This is a genomic window from Paenibacillus silvae (assembly GCF_014639235.1).
GTDB classification, from domain to species: Bacteria; Bacillota; Bacilli; order Paenibacillales; family Paenibacillaceae; genus Paenibacillus; species Paenibacillus silvae.
In genome coordinates this window covers 1-18647 of sequence record NZ_BMFU01000021.1, presented here as the reverse complement: position 1 = coordinate 18647, position 18647 = coordinate 1, and the positions used below count along the sequence as shown (strand labels likewise).

Genomic DNA, 18647 nt, shown 5'->3' with positions numbered 1-18647 from the left:
ATTGCCGGATATTCATATCATTCTCATGGGAACGAATGTTTCTTCTGCTGAATACCGGGGTAATCATAAGGCGGAACATAATATAAGGCAAACTTAAAAGACAGGATCAAGGTGATCAACATGACTAGATGTGAACAATGCGGGAAACCGATGCAGGATATATTGGAATATGTAGAGCACATTCTTCACGAATGCAATGAGCAGACTCCCGAGTACAGCTCAGAGGAATACAAAGCTTATAGCTATGAGGGTGTTCGCGAGCAGATGTGATACAATAGAAAGAAACCGGATACATTCGGAACCGAGGTGACAACATGGAGACGGGACCAGCCCCTTCCCGCGAAGGTACGACAGCACAAGGAACGCAGCGAACCAAGACATGTATGTATTGCGGAGAGTCGCGGCCTGCGTCTGATTTTCGGCGCAGGACCGGGAAAAAGGCGGGTCCCGGAGCCAGACGCGGGGCCTGCCGCCGCTGTCGACAGCACGGTGTTCGGGAACGCCATGCAGAAGATAGTCAAGCGGGACAGGCCATCGATGCTGCCAAGCTTGAGCGTCCTGAGACAGAAGCGACTAAGACTCTGCGTACTGCTGAAGGGAGCGAGCGGGGCGAGGGTTCAGGAGGCGAGTTGAACTCCCCTCCATCAGCAAGGTCGACAGCTTCAGAGGTGAAGGCCAAGCTCGCTGAGCAGACCTCACAGCAGTTAAAGGATGCGGCGACAATGTCTTCCGTAGGCAGTCTGCGCAAGAAAAGACGAAGACGGCGGAAACGGAAGCCTGTAGAAGCTGTAAATGCTCATGCTTCTGCCGATGCTCCTGCGTCGGAGTCGGACCGTGTCCGCGGCGGGCGTAGCAGTGCACGTGGCGGCGCCAGCAAGGGGCCTGCGCGCCCCGTAGCTGCGGCGAAGGCTCAGCCACCAGCTGCACCGGGCCGTGAGTCCACCCATCATTCCAGCCGAAATCATGCGTCTGGGATGGATGGCAGGCCGCGACGTCATCATGCGCCGCCAGCAGCCATTGATCCGGAAGATCCAGCTTCGCTTCGGACCAACCGGCAGGGTATGGTGCGCATGCGCGGCAAAACCGACAAGGGCCGCCGCTGGCATCAGGAAGTGGATCTGGAGCTGGCGGCCACCCTGGTGAAGGAAAAAGCCGCTGTTGTTGTCAATCGGTATACCATTCGCCGTCTGTTCAGCAACAAGGATTTCAAGCGTTTTATTCTGGATCGGGACAACTATACCTGTTATTTTTGCGGCTCCTACGGTGATACCATTGACCATCTCCTTCCGCGGGCGAAGGGTGGGCATACGACACCGCTTAATTGTGTCTGTGCCTGCAACCTGTGTAACCAGTCGAAGGCGGCTATGGATGCGGATGAGTTCATGCGTTCAGGAATTCCAGAATGGAATGCCGCGCATCAGGCGGAGTTGCTGGAGCTTGAGCTGCAGGAGAGTGGGCTAGAGGATACGCATTGAAATTAGGGCGTGTCAACTCCGGAGGAAGCAGATTTCAAGACACGCCCTAGATATGTGCCGCTGAAATGCAGCCATTTCAATGCCGTTTACAAACAAGCAAAGTGCACCGAGATCATACGATCATGGTGTGCTTTTTTGGTATTGTCTGATTCTCATCTATTTGTATGTCAATGCTTTTGGACCAGCTTGCATATCATATTTCTTCAAATTGACAACGGTATGGCAGCCCAATCTACGTTATACTTGTGGGGTAACTATTAAAGGTTCACAAAAAGGATGACTTGAGGTAGTTCAAACAGCTGTAACAGATTGATATAGATTGGATGGATGCGGATGACAACGGCAGCACTTGATATTATGTCATATATCACAGAAGAAAATATTCGGTTCTGGCTGGAGAAGTTCCGTTCTCTTGGTCCGTTGCCAGGCATTTTGCTAACGTTTATGAAGTCCTTTGTTCCGCCGCTGCCTACGCTGCTTATCGTGGGTGTCAATGGAGCCGTATACGGCTTATGGGCTGGTTTTTTGTACTCCTGGATCGGCATGGTTCTGGGCTGTACTGTCACATTTCTGATCGTACGGGAGATTGGCAAATCGGCTTTTGTGGAAAAATGGGCCCGCAAACCGCGTGTACAGCGCAGTATGGTATGGATTCGCAGAAACGCATTCAGCTATGTTTTTCTGCTGAGCATATTCCCTGTAGGGCCGTTTGTCATTATTAACATTGTCGCAGGCATTGCGCGAATGCGCTTGTTATCCTTCCTGCTCGCGGTGGGTCTTGGGAAAGCCATCATGATTTTCTCTGTCACGTATATCGGTTCCAACGTGGAGCAGTTCCTTGAACACCCGATACGCTGGATCGGCGTAATTCTGTTCATTGCCGTTTCCCTTTGGGCCAGCCGCAAGCTCGAGCGTCACTTCACACGCTTCAACCCCGATCAGGATGAGCTGCAATCCGTGCATCAGAGCTCAGGGAATTCCATCTCTTCATAGCTTGATCTGGAGGGCAGCCCCCGCGGCCATGCGTTTTTACCGCGTTCGACTAACGGGAGAGGGCTAACTCCAAATCTCCAGATCAGTTGTTTTTGTACTTTAGTAAGCATCAGGGCTTTGACCACAGCTTGGTTAAGGGTCCATCTATACCATAAACGGGGTCTGTAACAGGTATAGGAACCTCCTTAATTTCCTGCAACACTTTTGGACGTTCTCCCTGCTCCCCGGTTCTGGTGTTATAGCTCATGCCACCCGGATAAGCGCCTGCGATCCGAAAATTGGAGCTGGCCTCCAGACGTTTATGGCCAGTTCCCGCAGGAAGTACAACGACATCCCCGCTCTCCAGGTACACCTTCTGTCCCTTTTCCCCGCCAAGAGTTACCTTGACAAACCCGTTAATTACGGCAAGCGCCTCATGAGCGTTGCTGTGATAATGATGATAGTTAAATACACCGTTAACCCAACTGTTTCCCCACCCATTTTGGTTCAGACGTGCTTCAGCATAGTGTGGTTCAGCGAGCCAGACTCCTTTGTACAACAGAACGGGATAATGCGGATGATTTGGAATGATACCGTCGTCTTGAAAATAAAAGCTCAGAATACCGCTATACTCTTCATTCACATTGTGCATTTCACTCATCATCAATAACCTCCTTTTGTATAAACAAGCAATTCAATACATATAATAAAACAAAATTGCTGTAAAATGATACAAATTGTATCATTTTAAGGTTATACTCAATACATAGACCTTCTTCCTTGTACTCGCAGCATTTTTTCGATAGGGGGAACATGAGTGAATATTGTAATTACGGGAGCTTCTGGGTTTGTTGGATTTAATCTGTCACACTATTTGATGCAGAAGGGACATCAAGTCACTTTACTGGATCAGGACGACTATTGTCAGAGGCTTGTTCACGGTTCTCCGCTGCATGACATGCCTTATATCAAGTGTAATCTCGCAGAGGATCGCCTTCATCTGCCGCCCGACACGGATCACATTATTCATCTTGCCGCCATGCCTCACGTCGATTATTCGTACCATCAACCCTCAGAGGTATTTCGTAACAACACCCTCAGCACGCAAGCTATCCTGCAATATGCTTTGACCCATGGCATACCTCTTTTACTGGCATCATCCGTTGAGGTGTACGGCGGTGAATGGGGTAGAGTTTACCGTGAATCAGACCCATATAGCCCCGTTTCCCCTTACTCTGCTTCCAAAGTAGCCTGCGAAACACTGGCCATGTCTTATGCTCAATGTTATCAGCTTCCGGTCAACATATTCCGCCTCACTAATCTGTATGGGCCATGGCAGCTGCCTGATCGCATTATTCCGCGGAATTTTGGACGTATGCTGGATGGACTGCCACTGGATATCCAGGGATCGGCCGTACGCGATTTCCTGTATATCGATGATGCACTGCGCGCAATTGAACAGATTATGCTCAGTGGTCAGAATGGACAAACGTACAATATCTCTACCGGTATCGGGACGACGATGCAGGAGATCGGTATGCTGATGGAGCCGCTGGCTCGTTCCGCTGAAGCGATGGAAATTCGGCAGCAGGAGCCAACGCAATCCAGAGGATCTAGTTTGGTGGTTCACTCCGGCAAGCTGCGTGCAGCATTTGGATGGTATCCAGAGATTACCCTGGAACAGGGTCTGGAGAAAACATTCCAGTGGTATCAGGAGCATGCCGAGTGGGTAAGGCAATTCAGCCGGGAGTATCACGCAACACGCGAGAACAGAAGTTTTATCATTGATATGGCGAGATATGCTGTGCCGGCGGTGTAGTACAAAAAAAGCCAGGGAAGGGTGGTTCAATCAACACCTTCCTTGGCTTTTTTGCACCTCCGTCACCGGGCCCGGCAGTTCAGAACAGTTCCAAACGGATAGAACCGGGACGGTCAGGCCAGTTTTACACGCGGCACCTATTCATTCACGCCATAGGCGTGCGGATACACCGAGTGTGCAAACCGTGTACATTATTCGTGATGTTTTTTCACATCGGCCACTTTATCCTGAACGGCCCCTTTGGCCTTATCCATTTTACCCTCAGCCTGAAGGGATTTGTTGTTCGTTGCGTTACCGACCTGATCCTTCACTTCGCCTTTGGCCTTGTTAATGCCTGCTTTGATTTTATCGCTAGTTGAATTACTCATATCGAACATCTCCTTCGTTGTCTGGTGTAGTGTTTATTAACCGGGCTGAAGATCATTTAAACGCCATAGTTTTAAAAGGCACTCCTAAGACACTTGCCCACACAAGTAACATAGAGATGAAACACATCGCATATAAGCCTGCTTTGTATTTTTTTGCATTCTGGTCAGAACAGGTTCATACTTGAATGAGTAAGATGTTCTAACCTGAAGTATAAGCCCGGGACTGACGCCGCATAATAACCAAAGTGACCAAATTCGTTGCACGGACGGTATATTTTCGGAAAATTTTTCTGAAAAAACGTTCAATTGCACCTTTCATATGTGCTTTTCGTACATATGGTTTATTGTGATCATGTCTTAACACCATATGTGGTAGACCTGAACGTTAGAAAACGATGCCTGACTGGTTGAGACATGTCTACACACCTTGACAAAAAAATCGATTTTGTTACAATGTTCACAATATCTTCACAAGTGTAAAAAATTTCTTTTTCATGTTCATGTGTAAGAGGTGTAATATAAGGGTATAGAGTTCGGTTTCGGCCTGCTTGTCGTTTAGTGCGTCAACATGTGTTGTGCGCAACAGACCCAACATACCATGCATAGGTGAGGATGGTCTCTGGCTACGCTTATCCTAATGTGTGAAATTTGGTACATTTAGTGTATTGATGTATTTGTGGTTCGGCTCAGCTTGACAGGCATCATGAAAGTCGCGGACTTCTATCCCAAAGTAAAGGAGGACTTTCTCTTATGTCACAATCGCCTACTCAACAAGAGGTGCCAGTAACAGAAGGCGCCAACGTATCCGAGCGCCAGTCCCTGGACGTGCTGGATCAACTGATGAAGCCCGAGGTACAGGAGTCTTTAACTGTACTGGTGGAGAACCTGCCTAAATTGGCTGAAATGGTTACTGCAATGACGAAAGCTTATGACTTTGCACAAGGCATCGCATCAGACAAAGTTCTGATCAGCGATACGATGAGTGCAATGGGTGAATTCGCTAAGCCAGTTGTAGAAAAAGCCAAAGGGGTAGCTTCTGCTGCCATCGAGGCCAATGACCGTGCGCAAACCGAGCAAGCTTCGGTTGGCTTGTTCGCTATGCTCAAAATGCTTAAAGATCCAAACGTACAACAAACGCTTCGTTTTGCTCAATCTTTCCTGAGCATTCTGAACGAGCGTGGGCAACAGCAACGTTAAGATTAGAAGAACGGAGGATGGATATGTCGAAGCAAATTTTGATCTTGGGCGGAGGTTACGGCGGTCTTCTCACAGCGCTGACTGCACGTCAATACCTGACACCGGAAGAAGCAACAATTACAGTTGTGAACCGGTACCCTACGCACCAAATTATTACGGAACTGCACCGTCTTGCAGCAGGAAGCATTGCTGAGAAGGCAGTTGCTCTTCCACTGGAAAAATTGCTGCGCGGTAAAGATGTGAACCTGAAAATCGATACGGTGGATACAATCAAGCCTGACGAGAAAAAAGTTCTCATGACCAGTGGCTCCACATACTCTTATGATGCACTCGTCGTTGCTCTGGGCAGCGAAACAGCATTCTTCGGAATTCCGGGTCTGCAAGAGTACAGCTTCACCCTCAAATCGGTGAACGATGCTAATCGCATTCGTGCACACGTTGAGGCACGTCTTGATGCTTACAAACAATCCGGCAACAAAGCAGACGCAACGTTTGTTATTGGCGGCGGCGGTTTGACTGGTATTGAGCTTGTTGGTGAATTCGCAGACCTTCTGCCGGGCGTATGCCAACAGAAAGGTATCGATTTCAACGATATCTCCCTCTACACTGTAGAAGCAGGTCCTTCCATTCTGGCTGGTTTCCCGCCAGAGCTGGTTGATCGTGCAAAATCCAGTCTCGAAAAACGCGGCGTAAACTTCATCGTTGGCGTAGCGATTACCGAGATGAAAGAAAACGAAGTATTGCTGAAAGACGGCAGCTCGATCCCTACGAATACACTCGTATGGACGGGTGGCGTACAAGGTAATGCGGTTGTTGCAAACAGCGGAATTGAAGTGGATCGCGGCCGTGCGAAAGTAACGGAAGTTCTGCAATCCACATCCCACAAAGACGTGTTTGTTGCTGGTGACAGCGCAGTGGTCTTCCCTAGCGAAGGCGCTCGTCCATACCCTCCAACAGCACAGCTGGCTTGGCAAATGGGTGAAACCATTGGTCACAACCTTGGCGTAATGTTCAAAGGTGGAGCAATGGAATCCTTCACACCGGTATTCTCCGGTACACTGGGAAGCCTGGGTCGCAAGGACGCTGTCGGCATGATCGGTGGCAACCAGACTCGCCTGAAAGGTCTGCCTGCAACCATGATGAAGGAAGCAAGTAACATCCGCTACCTGTCCCACATCCATGGCTTGTTCGCACTGGCTTATTAATCTATAACACAACATCAAGGGGCGCCCGTCGGGCGTCCTTTTTTGGTATGCATATAAGAGTATGAACATGGGCTGTCATACAGATATTAATCAGAACTATAGATACGAGGAACAAGCTTTTTGCGCTTAGAAGCCCCTGCTTTCGTTTAAAAGATAGAACGAGGCTTTGATGTCGAAGGCCAATCAATGGAAACATAAAAAACAGGTTGGGGAGAGCGATTTGCCGTTCTCTTGTACACCCGGGAGGAGAATGAAAGATGAATGTACTGGTGATTGGAGCGAACGGACAGATCGGTAAACATCTCGTTGAACAGCTGGCACAGGAAGGCAAACATCAGGTTACGGCTATGATTCGTAAACCCGAGCAGGCAGACACATTAAAGAAACTGGGCGCACAGGTGGTGATGGGTGATCTGGAGGGTACAGTGGATGAGCTTGCCGAGGTCATGAAAGATCAGAGTGTCATTGTGTTTACAGCAGGCTCCGGGGGTTCGACTGGCCCGGACAAAACATTGCTCATCGACCTGGACGGTGCAGTAAAAACGATGGAGGCCGCAGAGAAACAAGGTATTTCCAGATATATTCTGGTCAGTGCCTATGGGGCAGATCAGCGAAGCAAATGGCCGGAAGAGATCAAACCCTATTACGTGGCGAAGCATTTTGCAGACCGGGCGCTGTTTGCCAGTGAACTGAACTATACCATCATTCGTCCTGGGGGCTTGAAAAATGAACCAGGAACCGGCAAGGTGACCACAGGTACCGATCTGAAGCCGGGCAGTATTGCTCGTGAAGATGTGGCACGTGTGATCGCAGCCTCTTTGCAAGAAGAAAAGACTTATCGCATGGCCTTTGATCTGGTAGCAGGTGGGCAATCCATATCGGATGCTTTGGGCAATTTATAGATAGATGTTGTAAGATAACGGGAGAACGATATGACGTGGCAAAGGGGGAGCGGCATGAATGAAGCTGTGCTGATCATCGAGGATGAGCCCAAAATTGCAAGGCTGCTTGAACTGGAATTACAGTATGAGGGATATCAGGTCACAAAGGCAGGAAGTGGAACGGAAGGGCTGGAGAAGTACACAGAAGGACAGTGGGATCTGATTCTGCTCGACATTATGCTGCCCGGACTGAGCGGCATCGAGGTATTGCGCCGGATTCGGTCCAGAGACGCGGCAGTCCCGATTATTATGCTGACAGCCAAGGATTCCGTTGAAGATAAAGTGTCCGGTCTGGACCTCGGGGCCAATGACTATATCACCAAGCCGTTTCAGATCGAAGAGCTGCTGGCGAGAGTGCGAGCTGCGCTGCGCCTTGCCGCAACCGTCTCTGCAAGGTTGACGGCTGCTGCTTCCGGGCAGGAAGCAGAGCAGGGAATAGTGAGTCAGCTGCATGAAGCACAGGAGGAGTGGCTGACAGCTGCAAACTTGAAGCTGCATGAAGGCACACGCGAGGTATTTCGGGATGGACAAGCCATTGAGCTTACCCCCCGTGAGTTTGATCTGCTGGTGTATCTGCTGCGCAACCAGCGTCAGGTGCTGAGTCGTGAGCAGATAGTGCAGTCTGTGTGGGGATACGATTATTATGGGGACACCAATGTGGTGGACGTGTATATCCGTTATGTGCGCAAAAAGGTGGATAACGGATTCACACCGCCCTTGATACATACGGTGAGGGGCGTAGGATACGTCCTGAAGGAGCAATCATGAGCCTGCGCAGTAAAATCTACGGATACTCGTCGGTTTTATTTGCCGTGCTGTTAATTGCAGTGAATCTGTCTGTATACCTCGTGTTTGAGCGGATATCCATAAATAATGAGATTCGCCGTGTGGAAGCGGAGGCGGAGTCCATCGTGACAGGAGTGCGTCAGTCTGCCGACTCGATTCCACCCGATGATCTGCTGCGGGCCTATGCGCCTGTCAACGGCATGCTTCGTATCGTACATGAAGACGGGAGCAGTTCGCCAGTAACGACAACAGGAACATCGGAGCGGCTCAGCAAGCTGCCGTATCAGTATGAAAACAAGACGAAATCGGAGTATGTACAGGTTGATCAGATCGGTTATGTACGGGTTTCGATGCCGCTAATCTGGCCAGATGGAGAAGTGGTCAATCTACAGGTGACGCAGAGCGTGGCTGAAACAGAGGGCGGGCTTGCTACTTTGCGCACTGTGCTGGTTATCGTTACTATTGTTGCGTTAATTCCTGCTGCGGTGTCCAGCCGTATTCTGGCCAACAGGATGGCAAGACCTATTCAGCAGATGACACGTACGATGAGTGATATTCAAGCTAGTGGGCAATTCAAACGGCTTCCACTGGAGGAAAAGTCAAAGGATGAATTACATACGATGGGCCAGACGTTCAACCGGATGATCGAGCTGCTTGAATCGAACTTTGAACGGCAGGAGCGTTTCGTATCTGATGCTTCGCATGAACTGAAAACACCGCTGACCATTATCGAAAGCTACGCCAGTCTGCTCAAGCGCCGAGGCAAGGAGCGGCCAGAAGTATTCGACGAGGCCGTGGAGGCGATTCTGTCTGAATCGGTACGCATGCGGGAGATGACGGAGCAGCTGCTGATGCTGGCAAAGCAGTCGGAGCAATGGAACGTGCAGCTGCAGCCTGTGGATATTGCAGAGCTGGCTACAGCGTCCACCCGTGCATTCCGTGAAGCGTACCACCGTGAAGTGCGGTGTTACTCGGATACTCCGGGTTCAATCTGGGCAATCAGCGATGAGAGCAAGCTGAAGCAGATGCTGTTTATTTTACTGGATAATGCGCGGAAATATAGTGAGGATGCTATTGAGGTGAAGCTGGATACTCGGGGTGAGAGATGCCGGATACGGATCGTGGATAAAGGCATTGGTATTCATGAGGAAGAACTGGCGAAGGTATTCGATCGTTTCTATCAGGTGGATGTGTCCAGAACGCGCAGCCGCGGTGCTCGCGGGTCCGGGCTTGGTTTATCTCTTGCCAAAGAGCTGGCAGGCGCTGTGGGAGCACAGATTGAACTAACCAGTACCGAGGGTGTGGGTACGGAGGCTTGTATTATTTTGCCACGATCCGAATCAGACAGCCCTGACCGTCCGCTCTCATGAAATTCTAATCCTTCTCTTCTATAATCGGGGGAACGATATCAATAACTTGAGCACAGCGGAAGAATGTGAGGGGGAGTATGGATGGATGGACGTGGACAGGGACAGGGACAGCGGCCAGAGATGAAACGAAGTGAGCAGAAACAGGGGCAAGGGAATAGAGATGATGCTCGTCACAGCCGTAACACAGGAACAGGATTGCGAAGGCTGCTGTGGTGGGGGACCGGGGTATTGGCAGTGGGGCTTCTTGTAGCAGTTGTGTGGTGGAAGCCGTGGGAGCCTGGTCGTGAGCAGTTGTCTGCTGATGCGGCAGCACAAGCTGTGCTGGCCCAATATCCGGGAGAGATTCTCCATTCTACGTTGCAGGACGGCGCCTATATGATTCAGCTTCGTTCGGAGACGGGATTATATGATGTGCAGGTTAATGCTACGACAGCAGCAGTTCAATCTATCCAGCGGCTGGAGACAAGTCCGCAGGTTGAAGAGAAGACGTTGTTGAGCCGCGAGCAGATGAAGTCCGAGCTCTTGAAGCAAAGAGCAGGCGAGCAGCTGGTATCCTTGGAGCTGGTGGAGCAGCAGGGCAGTCCTGTTTACTCCGCCGTGGTCAAAGCCAAGGATAACAGCCGTCAGGAGCTGACGATGGATCCATATACAGGTGAGGTTCTGTCCTCCAATGCGATCAAGGCTGACCCCTCATCTGAAGCGGGAGGCACGACAAGTGAGCCGAAGTTTCTAAGCGAGAAGCAGGCCAAGCAGAAGGCGTTGTCCAGAGTGCCTGGCGAAGTGGACGATGTAGAGCTGCGTGGCACAAACAGCGGTAATCCCTATTATCTGGTCGAAATTGATCTGGAGGATGGGCGAGAGGCTACTGTTCAGGTCAATGCCATATCCGGTGCCATCCGATCGGTGACATGGGACAAAGATGATGATTAACAAATATGTTAAAAGAACACCTGATTTTCTCATCTAATTCTAATCTTTCTCTCGCCAAGCTCTCATCTGGGCAGGGTACGATATACCTGTAGCCAAGAACGAGAACATAACCGAGGAGATGAATGATGATGATGAACAAACATAAACTATGGATCGGCAGCTTGTCCGCAGCGGTGCTGCTTGGTGGATCGGCCGTGGCAGCCAGCGGCAATATAAATGGACAGCCAGCTCCGAAGGTGCAATCTGTTACTACGCAGTCTGCAGCCTCAACGACACCGTCTGTTACTTCAAATCAGAGCAGCACAGGCAAACTGCTCACTATAGCACAAGCGAAAGAAATCGCTCTGAAAGCGGTGGAGGGTAAGGTTGACGATGTCGATCTGGAGCGCAGAAATGGACAGACCTTCTATGAAGTCGAGATTGATCGGAAAGGCAGTCCTGATGTGAATGTTCGACTGGATGCGTATACAGGCAAAATCCTGGCAATTGTGAATGACGATGATGATGATAACGATAATGAGAATCGTGGGGCAGCAGGCAGTTCTTCAAGCACGGCAGTTTCCAATCAGGTTAAACTGACAGCAGCCCAGGCTTCCGATATCGCATTGAAACAGGTGAGCGGCGGCAAAGTGACAAAGGTTGAACTGGACCGTGAGCATGGACGCTATATGTATGAGATCGAGCTGAGAACGGCTCAGGGTGAGGCGGATGTAGATATCGACGCGAACACGGGCAAAGTGCTCTCGGTAGATCAGGATTTTGATGATGAGGATTGATGCCTTTCTATAGCGGGTATAGCAGGAAGCACTTCGATATGAAGTGCTTTTTTTCAGTGCGTCTATATTAAATGGATAGATTGTACATCAATCGGCGAATTGTTCACTATGCACGCCAAGAGCGGTTGGATACAATTGGAACTATGGAGGTGATGTTTGAGGAATACCACAGTATATAGTGCACAGGATGAATCGCATCATGATTGGAGGCAAAGGGAGCGTAAAAAGTAAAGTGATCATTTTTCTTTTTTTGTAAGCGCTTTATAAATTGGGAGGTGTATCTTATATGGATGTTTACAGCCATCAACCAAAGAATAAAGATATACGTCGTTTGACCCGGCTATGGTGTTATATCCTTGCATTGGTACTAGTGCTGCAATCACTAGGCATGTTATTTGCCCAGGTTTCTGATGTATCGGCAGCTCCAGTACAAGTAACCAATGGTGTGCAGTTCAAGGATACGAATGGGAATGTTATTCATGCCCATGGGGGAGGTATGATCAAGGCAAACGGATATTATTACTGGTTCGGTGAGAATCGCAATGGGAATGGTACATTCAAGGCTGTATCCGTCTATCGTTCATCAGACCTGAAAAACTGGGAGTATCGCAACGATGTGCTTACCAGCAGTTCTGCATCCGAGTTGAACCTTTCCAACATTGAACGTCCTAAAGTCATCTATAACAGTACAACAGGAAAGTATGTCCTTTGGATGCACAAAGAGAATGGCGTTGATTACGGGGAAGCTAAAGTGGCGGTCGCTACATCCAGCACGGTAGATGGCAATTACACTTACGTAGGCAGTTTTCGCCCGCTCGGATATGATTCCAGAGATATGACCGTGTATAACGACAATGGCACCGCTTATCTGATTTCGGCGACACGTGTGAATGCCGACCTGAACATCTATAAGCTGACACCAGATTTTCTGGGTGTGGAGTCTCTCGTGACCACACTGTGGCCGGGACAGTACCGTGAAGCGCCAGCGCTTTTCAAGCGCAACGGAGTCTATTTCCTAATCACTTCAGGTGCAACCGGATGGAGCCCGAATCAAGCTAAATATGCGACAGCTTCCAGTATAACAGGAACCTGGAGCGGCCTTAGTAATTTTGGAGACAGTACAACGTATGGATCACAATCTGCTTATGTTGTTCCAGTGGAGGGTTCGCAGACAACATCCTATCTTTATATGGGAGATCGCTGGGCGGGAGCATGGAGCGGCCCTGTACAAGATTCCAAATATGTGTGGCTTCCTCTATCCTTCCCAAGTACAACAAGTCTTGCGATGAACTGGTCCAGCAGCATCACCATGGATACGGCAAGCGGGGTCGTGACGGGTCTGAACGGGCCTGATGTATTTGACCCGAGCGCATCCTATCAGATGATCAGCCGGAAAAGCAATAAGCTGCTGAGCGTCATTGGAGGTTCTGCAGCCAACGGAGCTGACCTGGAGCAGCGGGCAGACGGCGGATTAACAAGTCAGCAGTGGCAGATTACGGATGCAGGCGGAGGTTACGTCAAAATAATTAACCGCTCCAGCGGCAAGCTGATCGGAGTAGAAAATGGCTCCACCGCGGATGGAGCTGTCATTGAGCAATGGAGCGATGGCGGCTGGGAAAGCCAGCACTGGCAGCTTGTGCATGTTGGCGGCGGTTATTACAAGCTGAAGAACCGAAGCACAGGCAAAGTACTCGACATCTCGGGTCAATCTCTGGCAGATGGAGCAGCAGCTATTCAGTGGTCGGATAACGGAGGAACCAATCAGCAATTTCAGATCGTGAAGGTGCAGTAAGCTGCACTTTATCACCCTCATGTGCATCTTGAAACGATTTATGTATTCATTCATCAGTATGAAGAATGAGCTCTCTACTGCCATAAGGTCAGGGGGAGCTTTTTGTTTATTAATAGTATCCGTACATAAAAGGAGCAATCTTTGTTGTTTGAGGAGCAACAGTCGAATGATTTGCATAAATCCCATCCGTTTGACCCGAAAAGTGGTAAAATAGTTTTATTATTGAAATCAATATAAGCTAAGTTGAACTGTTTTTTTTAACATTAACGAACCAGACAAAAACTGAAAAAGCGGAGCTTTCGTTTGAAAATTTTCTGCAAGAAAGCTACACCGGAAGCTTAGGCTTTACTATAACATGAAGAAAGAGATAGGGGTTGGAGGATAAAGTGACTGAACAGCATGTGTTGTCTATTGAAGGCTTACGTATGAGATATAACGGGCGTTACGTTCTGAATGGCATCGATCTGGAAGTCAAACGTGGAGAAATGATTGGTTATATCGGGCCGAATGGTGCAGGCAAGAGTACCACCGTTAAAATTTTGCTCGGGCTCGTTGAGGGATATATTGGTGACGTCCGTATTTTTGGGAGAAATATCGCAGATGGTGATGTGGAGTACAAGCGGAGAATCGGTTATGTGCCAGAGGTGGCAGAGCTGTACGAACAATTAACGCCGGCGGAGTATTTGACGTTTATCGGAGAATTATATGGCTTGTCTTATGAGGATGCGGACTATAAAGCAAAGCGGTTGATGGATTGTTTTGGACTGGAAAAATCATATCATTCCCGCATTGCCAGCTTCTCCAAAGGTATGCGTCAGAAAGTGCTGCTGATCTCGGCGCTGCTGCATGATCCTGATCTGCTGTTTCTGGATGAACCGCTCAGTGGACTGGATGCCAATAGTGTGATGGTGGTCAAAGAGATTTTGTCACAGCTATCCGCCAAGGGTACAACCATCTTCTATTCATCACACATTATGGATGTTGTGGAGAAGATCAGCAGTCGGATTGTGCTCATTGCCGAGGGGCGTGTGGTGGCGGATGGTACGTTCAAGCAGCTTCAGGAGCAGTCGATGGAAGGCTCACTTGAGGAAGTGTTCAATCAGTTGACAGGTTTTAATGAGCATAGAGCGATTGCGGAGCGCTTTGTGTCCATTGTACAGGAGGTGCAATGATATGGCGGAATCCTCCGACTTCCGTACGTTGAAAATACTGGATCGCTTCCGGCCAATCATCGCCAGGACAGGAGCAGATTACGATGTACTCCGCCTTATTCTGCGAGTGAAATTTCAGATGGATCAGCGCAGGGTCCCTACCATCATGTCGGCAAGGGCCAAGAGCAAGGATAATGCAGATAGCAATCACTATATCCGCTCCCTCTGGCTGTATGCCCTGATGGGCATCATTATGGTTCCTTTTGTCATCTGGAACACAGGTCATTTCATGCTGCAGATGGGACTTGTGTACGGCATCCTGATGTTTATGATTATGAGTTCTATGATTTCGGATTTCTCATCTGTGCTGCTGGATATCCGGGATCGCAATATTGTGATGACCAAACCGGTGAATGCACGGACCGTGGGAATGGCACGGGCTATTCATACAGGAGTGTATCTCCTGCTGCTCAGCGGTTCACTGACAGCTGCGCCGCTGGTGGCAGGACTTGTTAAACACGGAATTGGATTTTTTCTGGTCTTTCTTATTGAACTTATTCTGATCAATATGCTGATTCTGTTCTCCACTTCCCTGATCTACCTGTTAATGATGAAATTCATGGACGGGGAAAAGCTGAAGGATGCCATCAATATGATACAGATTCTGTTATCGGTAAGTATTGCGATCGGATATCAATTTGTTATCCGCTCATTCGAAATTATTGATTTTAAAGCGGTCTTTACGCCTGAATGGTGGCAGCTGTTTTTACCTCCGATCTGGTACGCAGCCGCATATGAATGGTTATTTGCGGGTGGAGGCAGCGGGTGGATCTATACGTTCACTGCACTGGCTGTTGTCGTTCCGGTGATATGCCTGATCATCTATGTGAAGCTGATGCCATCCTTCGAATTATACTTGGAAAAAATGGCCCACGTCAGCCAGACCTCAAGCCGTCGCCGGGGAGGATGGGATCGAATCATGGCGAAGTTGGTCAGCCGCTCCAGAGAGGAGCAGGCTTGTTTTCGTCTGGCAGCCAGCCTGATGCGTAATGAACGTGAGTTCAAGCTGCAGGTATATCCTGTACTGGCTCTGGCCCTTGTGCTTCCTTATCTGTTCTGGTTAACTGCGCTGCAAACGTTCACCTGGGCTGAATTTCGTCAAAGTGAGTTTGCATACACCTTGTATATTATGTTGTTTATGGTGGTAACTGCGGTAACCGTGCTGAGATATTCGGGTCAGTACAAGGCGGCATGGGTGTTCCGTGCGGTGCCGATAGCCAATGAGAACGTATTATATCAAGGCACTTTGAAGGCATTCCTGTATAACCTGTTTTTACCGCTGTTTCTGCTTAATGCTGTTGTATTTACCTGGGTATTCGGTGCTCGAATCCTGCCTGACCTTGTTATCATTTTGTTTGCTTCCTCAGCACTGGTTCCGTTGTCCGGCAAGCTGCTGTTACGAACACCGCCCTTCTCCGAATCCTTCAGTATGGCACAGAAATCAGGCGGCTGGTACGCGCTTATCGTTATACCGGTGTTAATTATGCTCTGGGGAATTCATGTGTGGTTTAAATCGCTGCCCGGGGGCATCTGGATTTACGGTGTGATTTTAATTGTGGCTAATGTGCTGCTGTGGAGGTTGCTCTATCAGGTGAAGAAGCCGGGGAACGTCTGAGCGACTGGTGGGTAAGGGCACGGATAAGTACTAACGAATAAAGATTGGGGACTGAAGGATAAGGATTAATGAATGAAAGGATAAAGATTAATGAATAAAGGATAAGGACTATAGTTTCATGTTTGAAAACTATTCTTAGTTACTATGCCTGTTCTGGCAGCTCCTTGCGGGGGCGGAACGGATAATGACAGAAGGTTGAGGAGGAAAGACAAGGTCTAGAGACAAGGCAAGACTAGGCTGTAGATCAAAGACCAAAGATCAAAGACCAAAGATCAAAGACCAAAGATCAAAGACCAAAGATCAAAGACTGAAGACCAAAGAACGAAGACTGAAGACAGAAGAACGAAGACAGAAGAACGAAGATTAGAGACAAAAGACCGGAGAGTGATGATTAAAGACTAGAAATTAAAAATTGAAGATTAAAGATTGGAGATTGACGAGGGACCGCATACGCGTACTAAAGGTAAGGATTGAAAACTAACGTCAAATAGCTATGGATAATTCAGATAACAGGTTAGCGGTGGGGTAAACTCAGTCACGAAAAAACAGGCAAAAAGTGAGGCAAAGCAATTTAAAATAAGATCAGAGCAAAGCAAAGTGGATCAAGGTAGAGTGTAGTAGAGTAAAAGCAGAGCAGAAGCAAAGCAAAAGTAGAGGATAAGGATAGGGAAGTATAGCGGAAGCAGAGGAAGAGCATGGGAAAGTATATCAAAAGCAGAGAAAAGTGGGTCAAAGCAGAGCGCGGTAGAGTAAAAGTAGGGTAAATAGCAAAGCAAAAGTAGAGGAAAAGAAAAGCAGAGCGAAAACAGTGCAAAAGCAAAGCGAAATGCAAAGTCGTTAAGCAAAGCGAATAGCTAAGCAAGCAAGCGGATTGTAGTGGAATGGAGTATATGAAGTCAAGTAATTAGAGTAAAGCGCCGCCGGGTAGGTGCATGATGAGCAGCCTGTCGCCCGATGCGCTAACGATTCGGAGAGAGCTTATTTGTCTAGTTTTTTGGGTTTTTAAAATCTAACGATTCACAGCGACGCTATTTGACCCAAACTCGCCTGAAACAGGGCGAAAACGGGCTAATTTACTGAAATAGCGTCTCCTCGAATCGTTAGAATTCCAAAGAGCCTATTTTGGGCAAAATAAGGTTTCTAGGATTCGTTAGAATGCCGGTCAGCGATAAAAAGAAAGTGCCTAATAATTCCCCCCGAGATTGCCATAGCGTATGAAGTGATGTAGTAACAAGTTGGGGAGCAGGCATTCCTCATATTGCGTGGCACATAGCATTTTCACTAGCTCTGGTATTCGCCTATGTGACCCGTAGCTGGGGTGCTTCAACTGTGGTGAGATAGGATTTTGAGCATGCTTTGACTGTGCTGCTTTTACTGGCTGGCCTGGCCTGTGCTCAGAATGGCTTCAGCCAGACGGTCTGCTGCTTCCAGGGTGGAGATGTCAGAACGCGCAGCTTCTGCGTATACCTTGCCGAGCGTGCCTGCAATCCCCGCCACCTTCTGGCGGATCAGGTCAGGCCCGGCGCCCTGCAGTTCGCAGGCGGTGCTAATAATGCCGCCTGCGTTCAGCACATAGTCAGGCGCGTACAGGATGCCGCGCGCCGGGGTTATGACGCCCCCCAAGGCACAGGGGGCGAACACCATGCAGTCAGCGGCGTGAATACGGGCCGGATCGGCCGAAATGGCGCCGCTGAACTGCACAAGGGCACGTTGTACACGTTCCGGTACAACGTCTGCCACGATCAGCCGTGCCCCGGCTGCGTGCAGGTAACGGCACAGGGCATACCCGACCTTGCCCAGTCCCTGGACGGCAACGGAGATGCCCTGCAGAGCGGCTACGCCCTCATGGCGCAGTGAAGTGACAATGCCGATGTACACGCCATAGGCGGTCATGTCGGCGGTGAAGTCATCTTTTGCGCCTAGCGAGCCTGTAGTATCCGTCACATATGCTGTCTCCACCCGGATCTGGTCCATGTCTGACGCCGTGGTGCCCAGATCCAGACCTGTCACGAAGCGTCCGTTCAGCCGCTCCAGACAGCGACCCAGTGCGCGGAAGCGCAGCGCCCGCACATCCAACACCTCCCCCGCATGCCTGCCCTCACCCGTTAGATTCGCCTCAACGCCCGGTTGAGTCCCCTGATCATGCATCCCGCGCCTGCCCTCACCCGTTAGATTCGCCTCAACGCCCGG

General features: G+C 49.3%; 16 protein-coding genes and 1 pseudogene. 14 read left to right on the top strand and 3 right to left on the bottom strand.

All coding sequences use genetic code 11. The features are described 5' to 3' along the window. Positions 1-120: 120 nt before the first annotated feature. From IEW26_RS28815 to IEW26_RS28805, 3 genes and pseudogenes are all read left to right on the top strand, one after another. Positions 121-270 carry a hypothetical protein gene (locus IEW26_RS28815; protein ID WP_188594851.1) on the top strand — a complete coding sequence of 50 codons (150 nt, stop codon included), beginning with the start codon at positions 121-123 and terminating at the stop codon, positions 268-270. A 758-nt stretch (positions 271-1028) separates the two neighbouring features. After that, positions 1029-1475: pseudogene (locus tag IEW26_RS30890) on the top strand (HNH endonuclease); the annotation flags it as partial. 333 nt (positions 1476-1808) lie between these two features. Then, the gene (locus IEW26_RS28805) at positions 1809-2468 is read left to right on the top strand and encodes a TVP38/TMEM64 family protein (protein WP_188594850.1); all 660 of its coding nucleotides are present in this window, start codon (positions 1809-1811) and stop codon (positions 2466-2468) included. A 109-nt stretch (positions 2469-2577) separates the two neighbouring features. Here IEW26_RS28805 and IEW26_RS28800 read toward each other — a convergent pair whose 3' ends face one another. Then, positions 2578-3111, bottom strand: coding sequence for a cupin domain-containing protein (locus tag IEW26_RS28800; protein WP_229730093.1), 534 nt, complete (start codon positions 3109-3111; stop codon positions 2578-2580). Between the two features lie 153 nt (positions 3112-3264). On the opposite strand from IEW26_RS28800, the gene IEW26_RS28795 reads away from it, so the two are divergent. Then, entirely contained in the window at positions 3265-4266 is a 1002-nt protein-coding gene (locus IEW26_RS28795) for an NAD-dependent epimerase/dehydratase family protein (protein WP_188594849.1), read from the top strand. Positions 4267-4457: 191 nt separating this feature from the next. Here IEW26_RS28795 and IEW26_RS28790 read toward each other — a convergent pair whose 3' ends face one another. Continuing rightward, entirely contained in the window at positions 4458-4634 is a 177-nt protein-coding gene (locus tag IEW26_RS28790; protein ID WP_188594848.1) for a CsbD family protein, read from the bottom strand. A 750-nt stretch (positions 4635-5384) separates the two neighbouring features. Here IEW26_RS28790 and IEW26_RS28785 point away from each other — a divergent pair. The 10 genes from IEW26_RS28785 to IEW26_RS28740 all read left to right on the top strand — a co-directional run bounded on the left by IEW26_RS28785 (position 5385) and on the right by IEW26_RS28740 (position 16457). After that, entirely contained in the window at positions 5385-5831 is a 447-nt protein-coding gene (locus tag IEW26_RS28785) for a DUF1641 domain-containing protein (protein ID WP_111268468.1), read from the top strand. A gap of 23 nt (positions 5832-5854) precedes the next feature. Beyond that, positions 5855-7036 (top strand): NAD(P)/FAD-dependent oxidoreductase, encoded by a 1182-nt coding sequence (locus IEW26_RS28780; RefSeq protein ID WP_111268467.1) that lies wholly within the window; start codon positions 5855-5857, stop codon positions 7034-7036. 257 nt (positions 7037-7293) lie between these two features. Continuing rightward, a complete protein-coding gene (locus IEW26_RS28775) occupies positions 7294-7938 on the top strand; it encodes an SDR family oxidoreductase (protein ID WP_188594847.1) in 645 nt (214 codons plus the stop codon). A 54-nt stretch (positions 7939-7992) separates the two neighbouring features. Continuing rightward, positions 7993-8745, top strand: coding sequence for a response regulator transcription factor (locus IEW26_RS28770; protein ID WP_188594866.1), 753 nt, complete (start codon positions 7993-7995; stop codon positions 8743-8745). Then, positions 8742-10133: a sensor histidine kinase gene (locus IEW26_RS28765; RefSeq protein WP_188594846.1), complete on the top strand. Its 1392-nt coding sequence runs from the start codon at positions 8742-8744 to the stop codon at positions 10131-10133. The genes IEW26_RS28770 and IEW26_RS28765 overlap by 4 nt, the downstream gene beginning before the upstream one ends. A gap of 81 nt (positions 10134-10214) precedes the next feature. Next, positions 10215-11063, top strand: coding sequence for a PepSY domain-containing protein (locus IEW26_RS28760; RefSeq protein ID WP_188594845.1), 849 nt, complete (start codon positions 10215-10217; stop codon positions 11061-11063). Positions 11064-11191: 128 nt separating this feature from the next. Then, the gene (locus IEW26_RS28755) at positions 11192-11839 is read left to right on the top strand and encodes a PepSY domain-containing protein (RefSeq protein ID WP_188594844.1); all 648 of its coding nucleotides are present in this window, start codon (positions 11192-11194) and stop codon (positions 11837-11839) included. A 286-nt stretch (positions 11840-12125) separates the two neighbouring features. Beyond that, positions 12126-13631 carry an RICIN domain-containing protein gene (locus tag IEW26_RS28750; protein WP_373288605.1) on the top strand — a complete coding sequence of 502 codons (1506 nt, stop codon included), beginning with the start codon at positions 12126-12128 and terminating at the stop codon, positions 13629-13631. Positions 13632-14017: 386 nt separating this feature from the next. After that, positions 14018-14803 (top strand): ABC transporter ATP-binding protein, encoded by a 786-nt coding sequence (locus IEW26_RS28745; protein ID WP_111268478.1) that lies wholly within the window; start codon positions 14018-14020, stop codon positions 14801-14803. A gap of 1 nt (position 14804) precedes the next feature. Further along, complete coding sequence (locus IEW26_RS28740; RefSeq protein WP_188594843.1) at positions 14805-16457, top strand: hypothetical protein; 1653 nt, start codon at positions 14805-14807, stop codon at positions 16455-16457. 1371 nt (positions 16458-17828) lie between these two features. Here IEW26_RS28740 and IEW26_RS28735 read toward each other — a convergent pair. Further along, the coding region (locus IEW26_RS28735) for a Rossmann-fold NAD(P)-binding domain-containing protein (RefSeq protein WP_505846458.1) at positions 17829-18647 on the bottom strand (819 nt) is incomplete at its 5' end.

Bases quoted from the DNA above. Each gene is read 5' to 3' on its own strand.
- IEW26_RS28815 (WP_188594851.1), top strand. From the start codon at position 121: ATGACTAGATGTGAACAATGCGGGAAACCGATGCAGGATATATTGGAA.
- IEW26_RS28805 (WP_188594850.1), top strand. From the start codon at position 1,809: ATGACAACGGCAGCACTTGATATTATGTCATATATCACAGAAGAAAAT.
- IEW26_RS28800 (WP_229730093.1), bottom strand. From the start codon at position 3,111: ATGATGAGTGAAATGCACAATGTGAATGAAGAGTATAGCGGTATTCTG.
- IEW26_RS28790 (WP_188594848.1), bottom strand. From the start codon at position 4,634: ATGAGTAATTCAACTAGCGATAAAATCAAAGCAGGCATTAACAAGGCC.
- IEW26_RS28785 (WP_111268468.1), top strand. From the start codon at position 5,385: ATGTCACAATCGCCTACTCAACAAGAGGTGCCAGTAACAGAAGGCGCC.
- IEW26_RS28780 (WP_111268467.1), top strand. From the start codon at position 5,855: ATGTCGAAGCAAATTTTGATCTTGGGCGGAGGTTACGGCGGTCTTCTC.
- IEW26_RS28775 (WP_188594847.1), top strand. From the start codon at position 7,294: ATGAATGTACTGGTGATTGGAGCGAACGGACAGATCGGTAAACATCTC.
- IEW26_RS28770 (WP_188594866.1), top strand. From the start codon at position 7,993: ATGAATGAAGCTGTGCTGATCATCGAGGATGAGCCCAAAATTGCAAGG.
- IEW26_RS28765 (WP_188594846.1), top strand. From the start codon at position 8,742: ATGAGCCTGCGCAGTAAAATCTACGGATACTCGTCGGTTTTATTTGCC.
- IEW26_RS28760 (WP_188594845.1), top strand. From the start codon at position 10,215: ATGGATGGACGTGGACAGGGACAGGGACAGCGGCCAGAGATGAAACGA.
- IEW26_RS28755 (WP_188594844.1), top strand. From the start codon at position 11,192: ATGATGAACAAACATAAACTATGGATCGGCAGCTTGTCCGCAGCGGTG.
- IEW26_RS28750 (WP_373288605.1), top strand. From the start codon at position 12,126: ATGGATGTTTACAGCCATCAACCAAAGAATAAAGATATACGTCGTTTG.
- IEW26_RS28740 (WP_188594843.1), top strand. From the start codon at position 14,805: ATGGCGGAATCCTCCGACTTCCGTACGTTGAAAATACTGGATCGCTTC.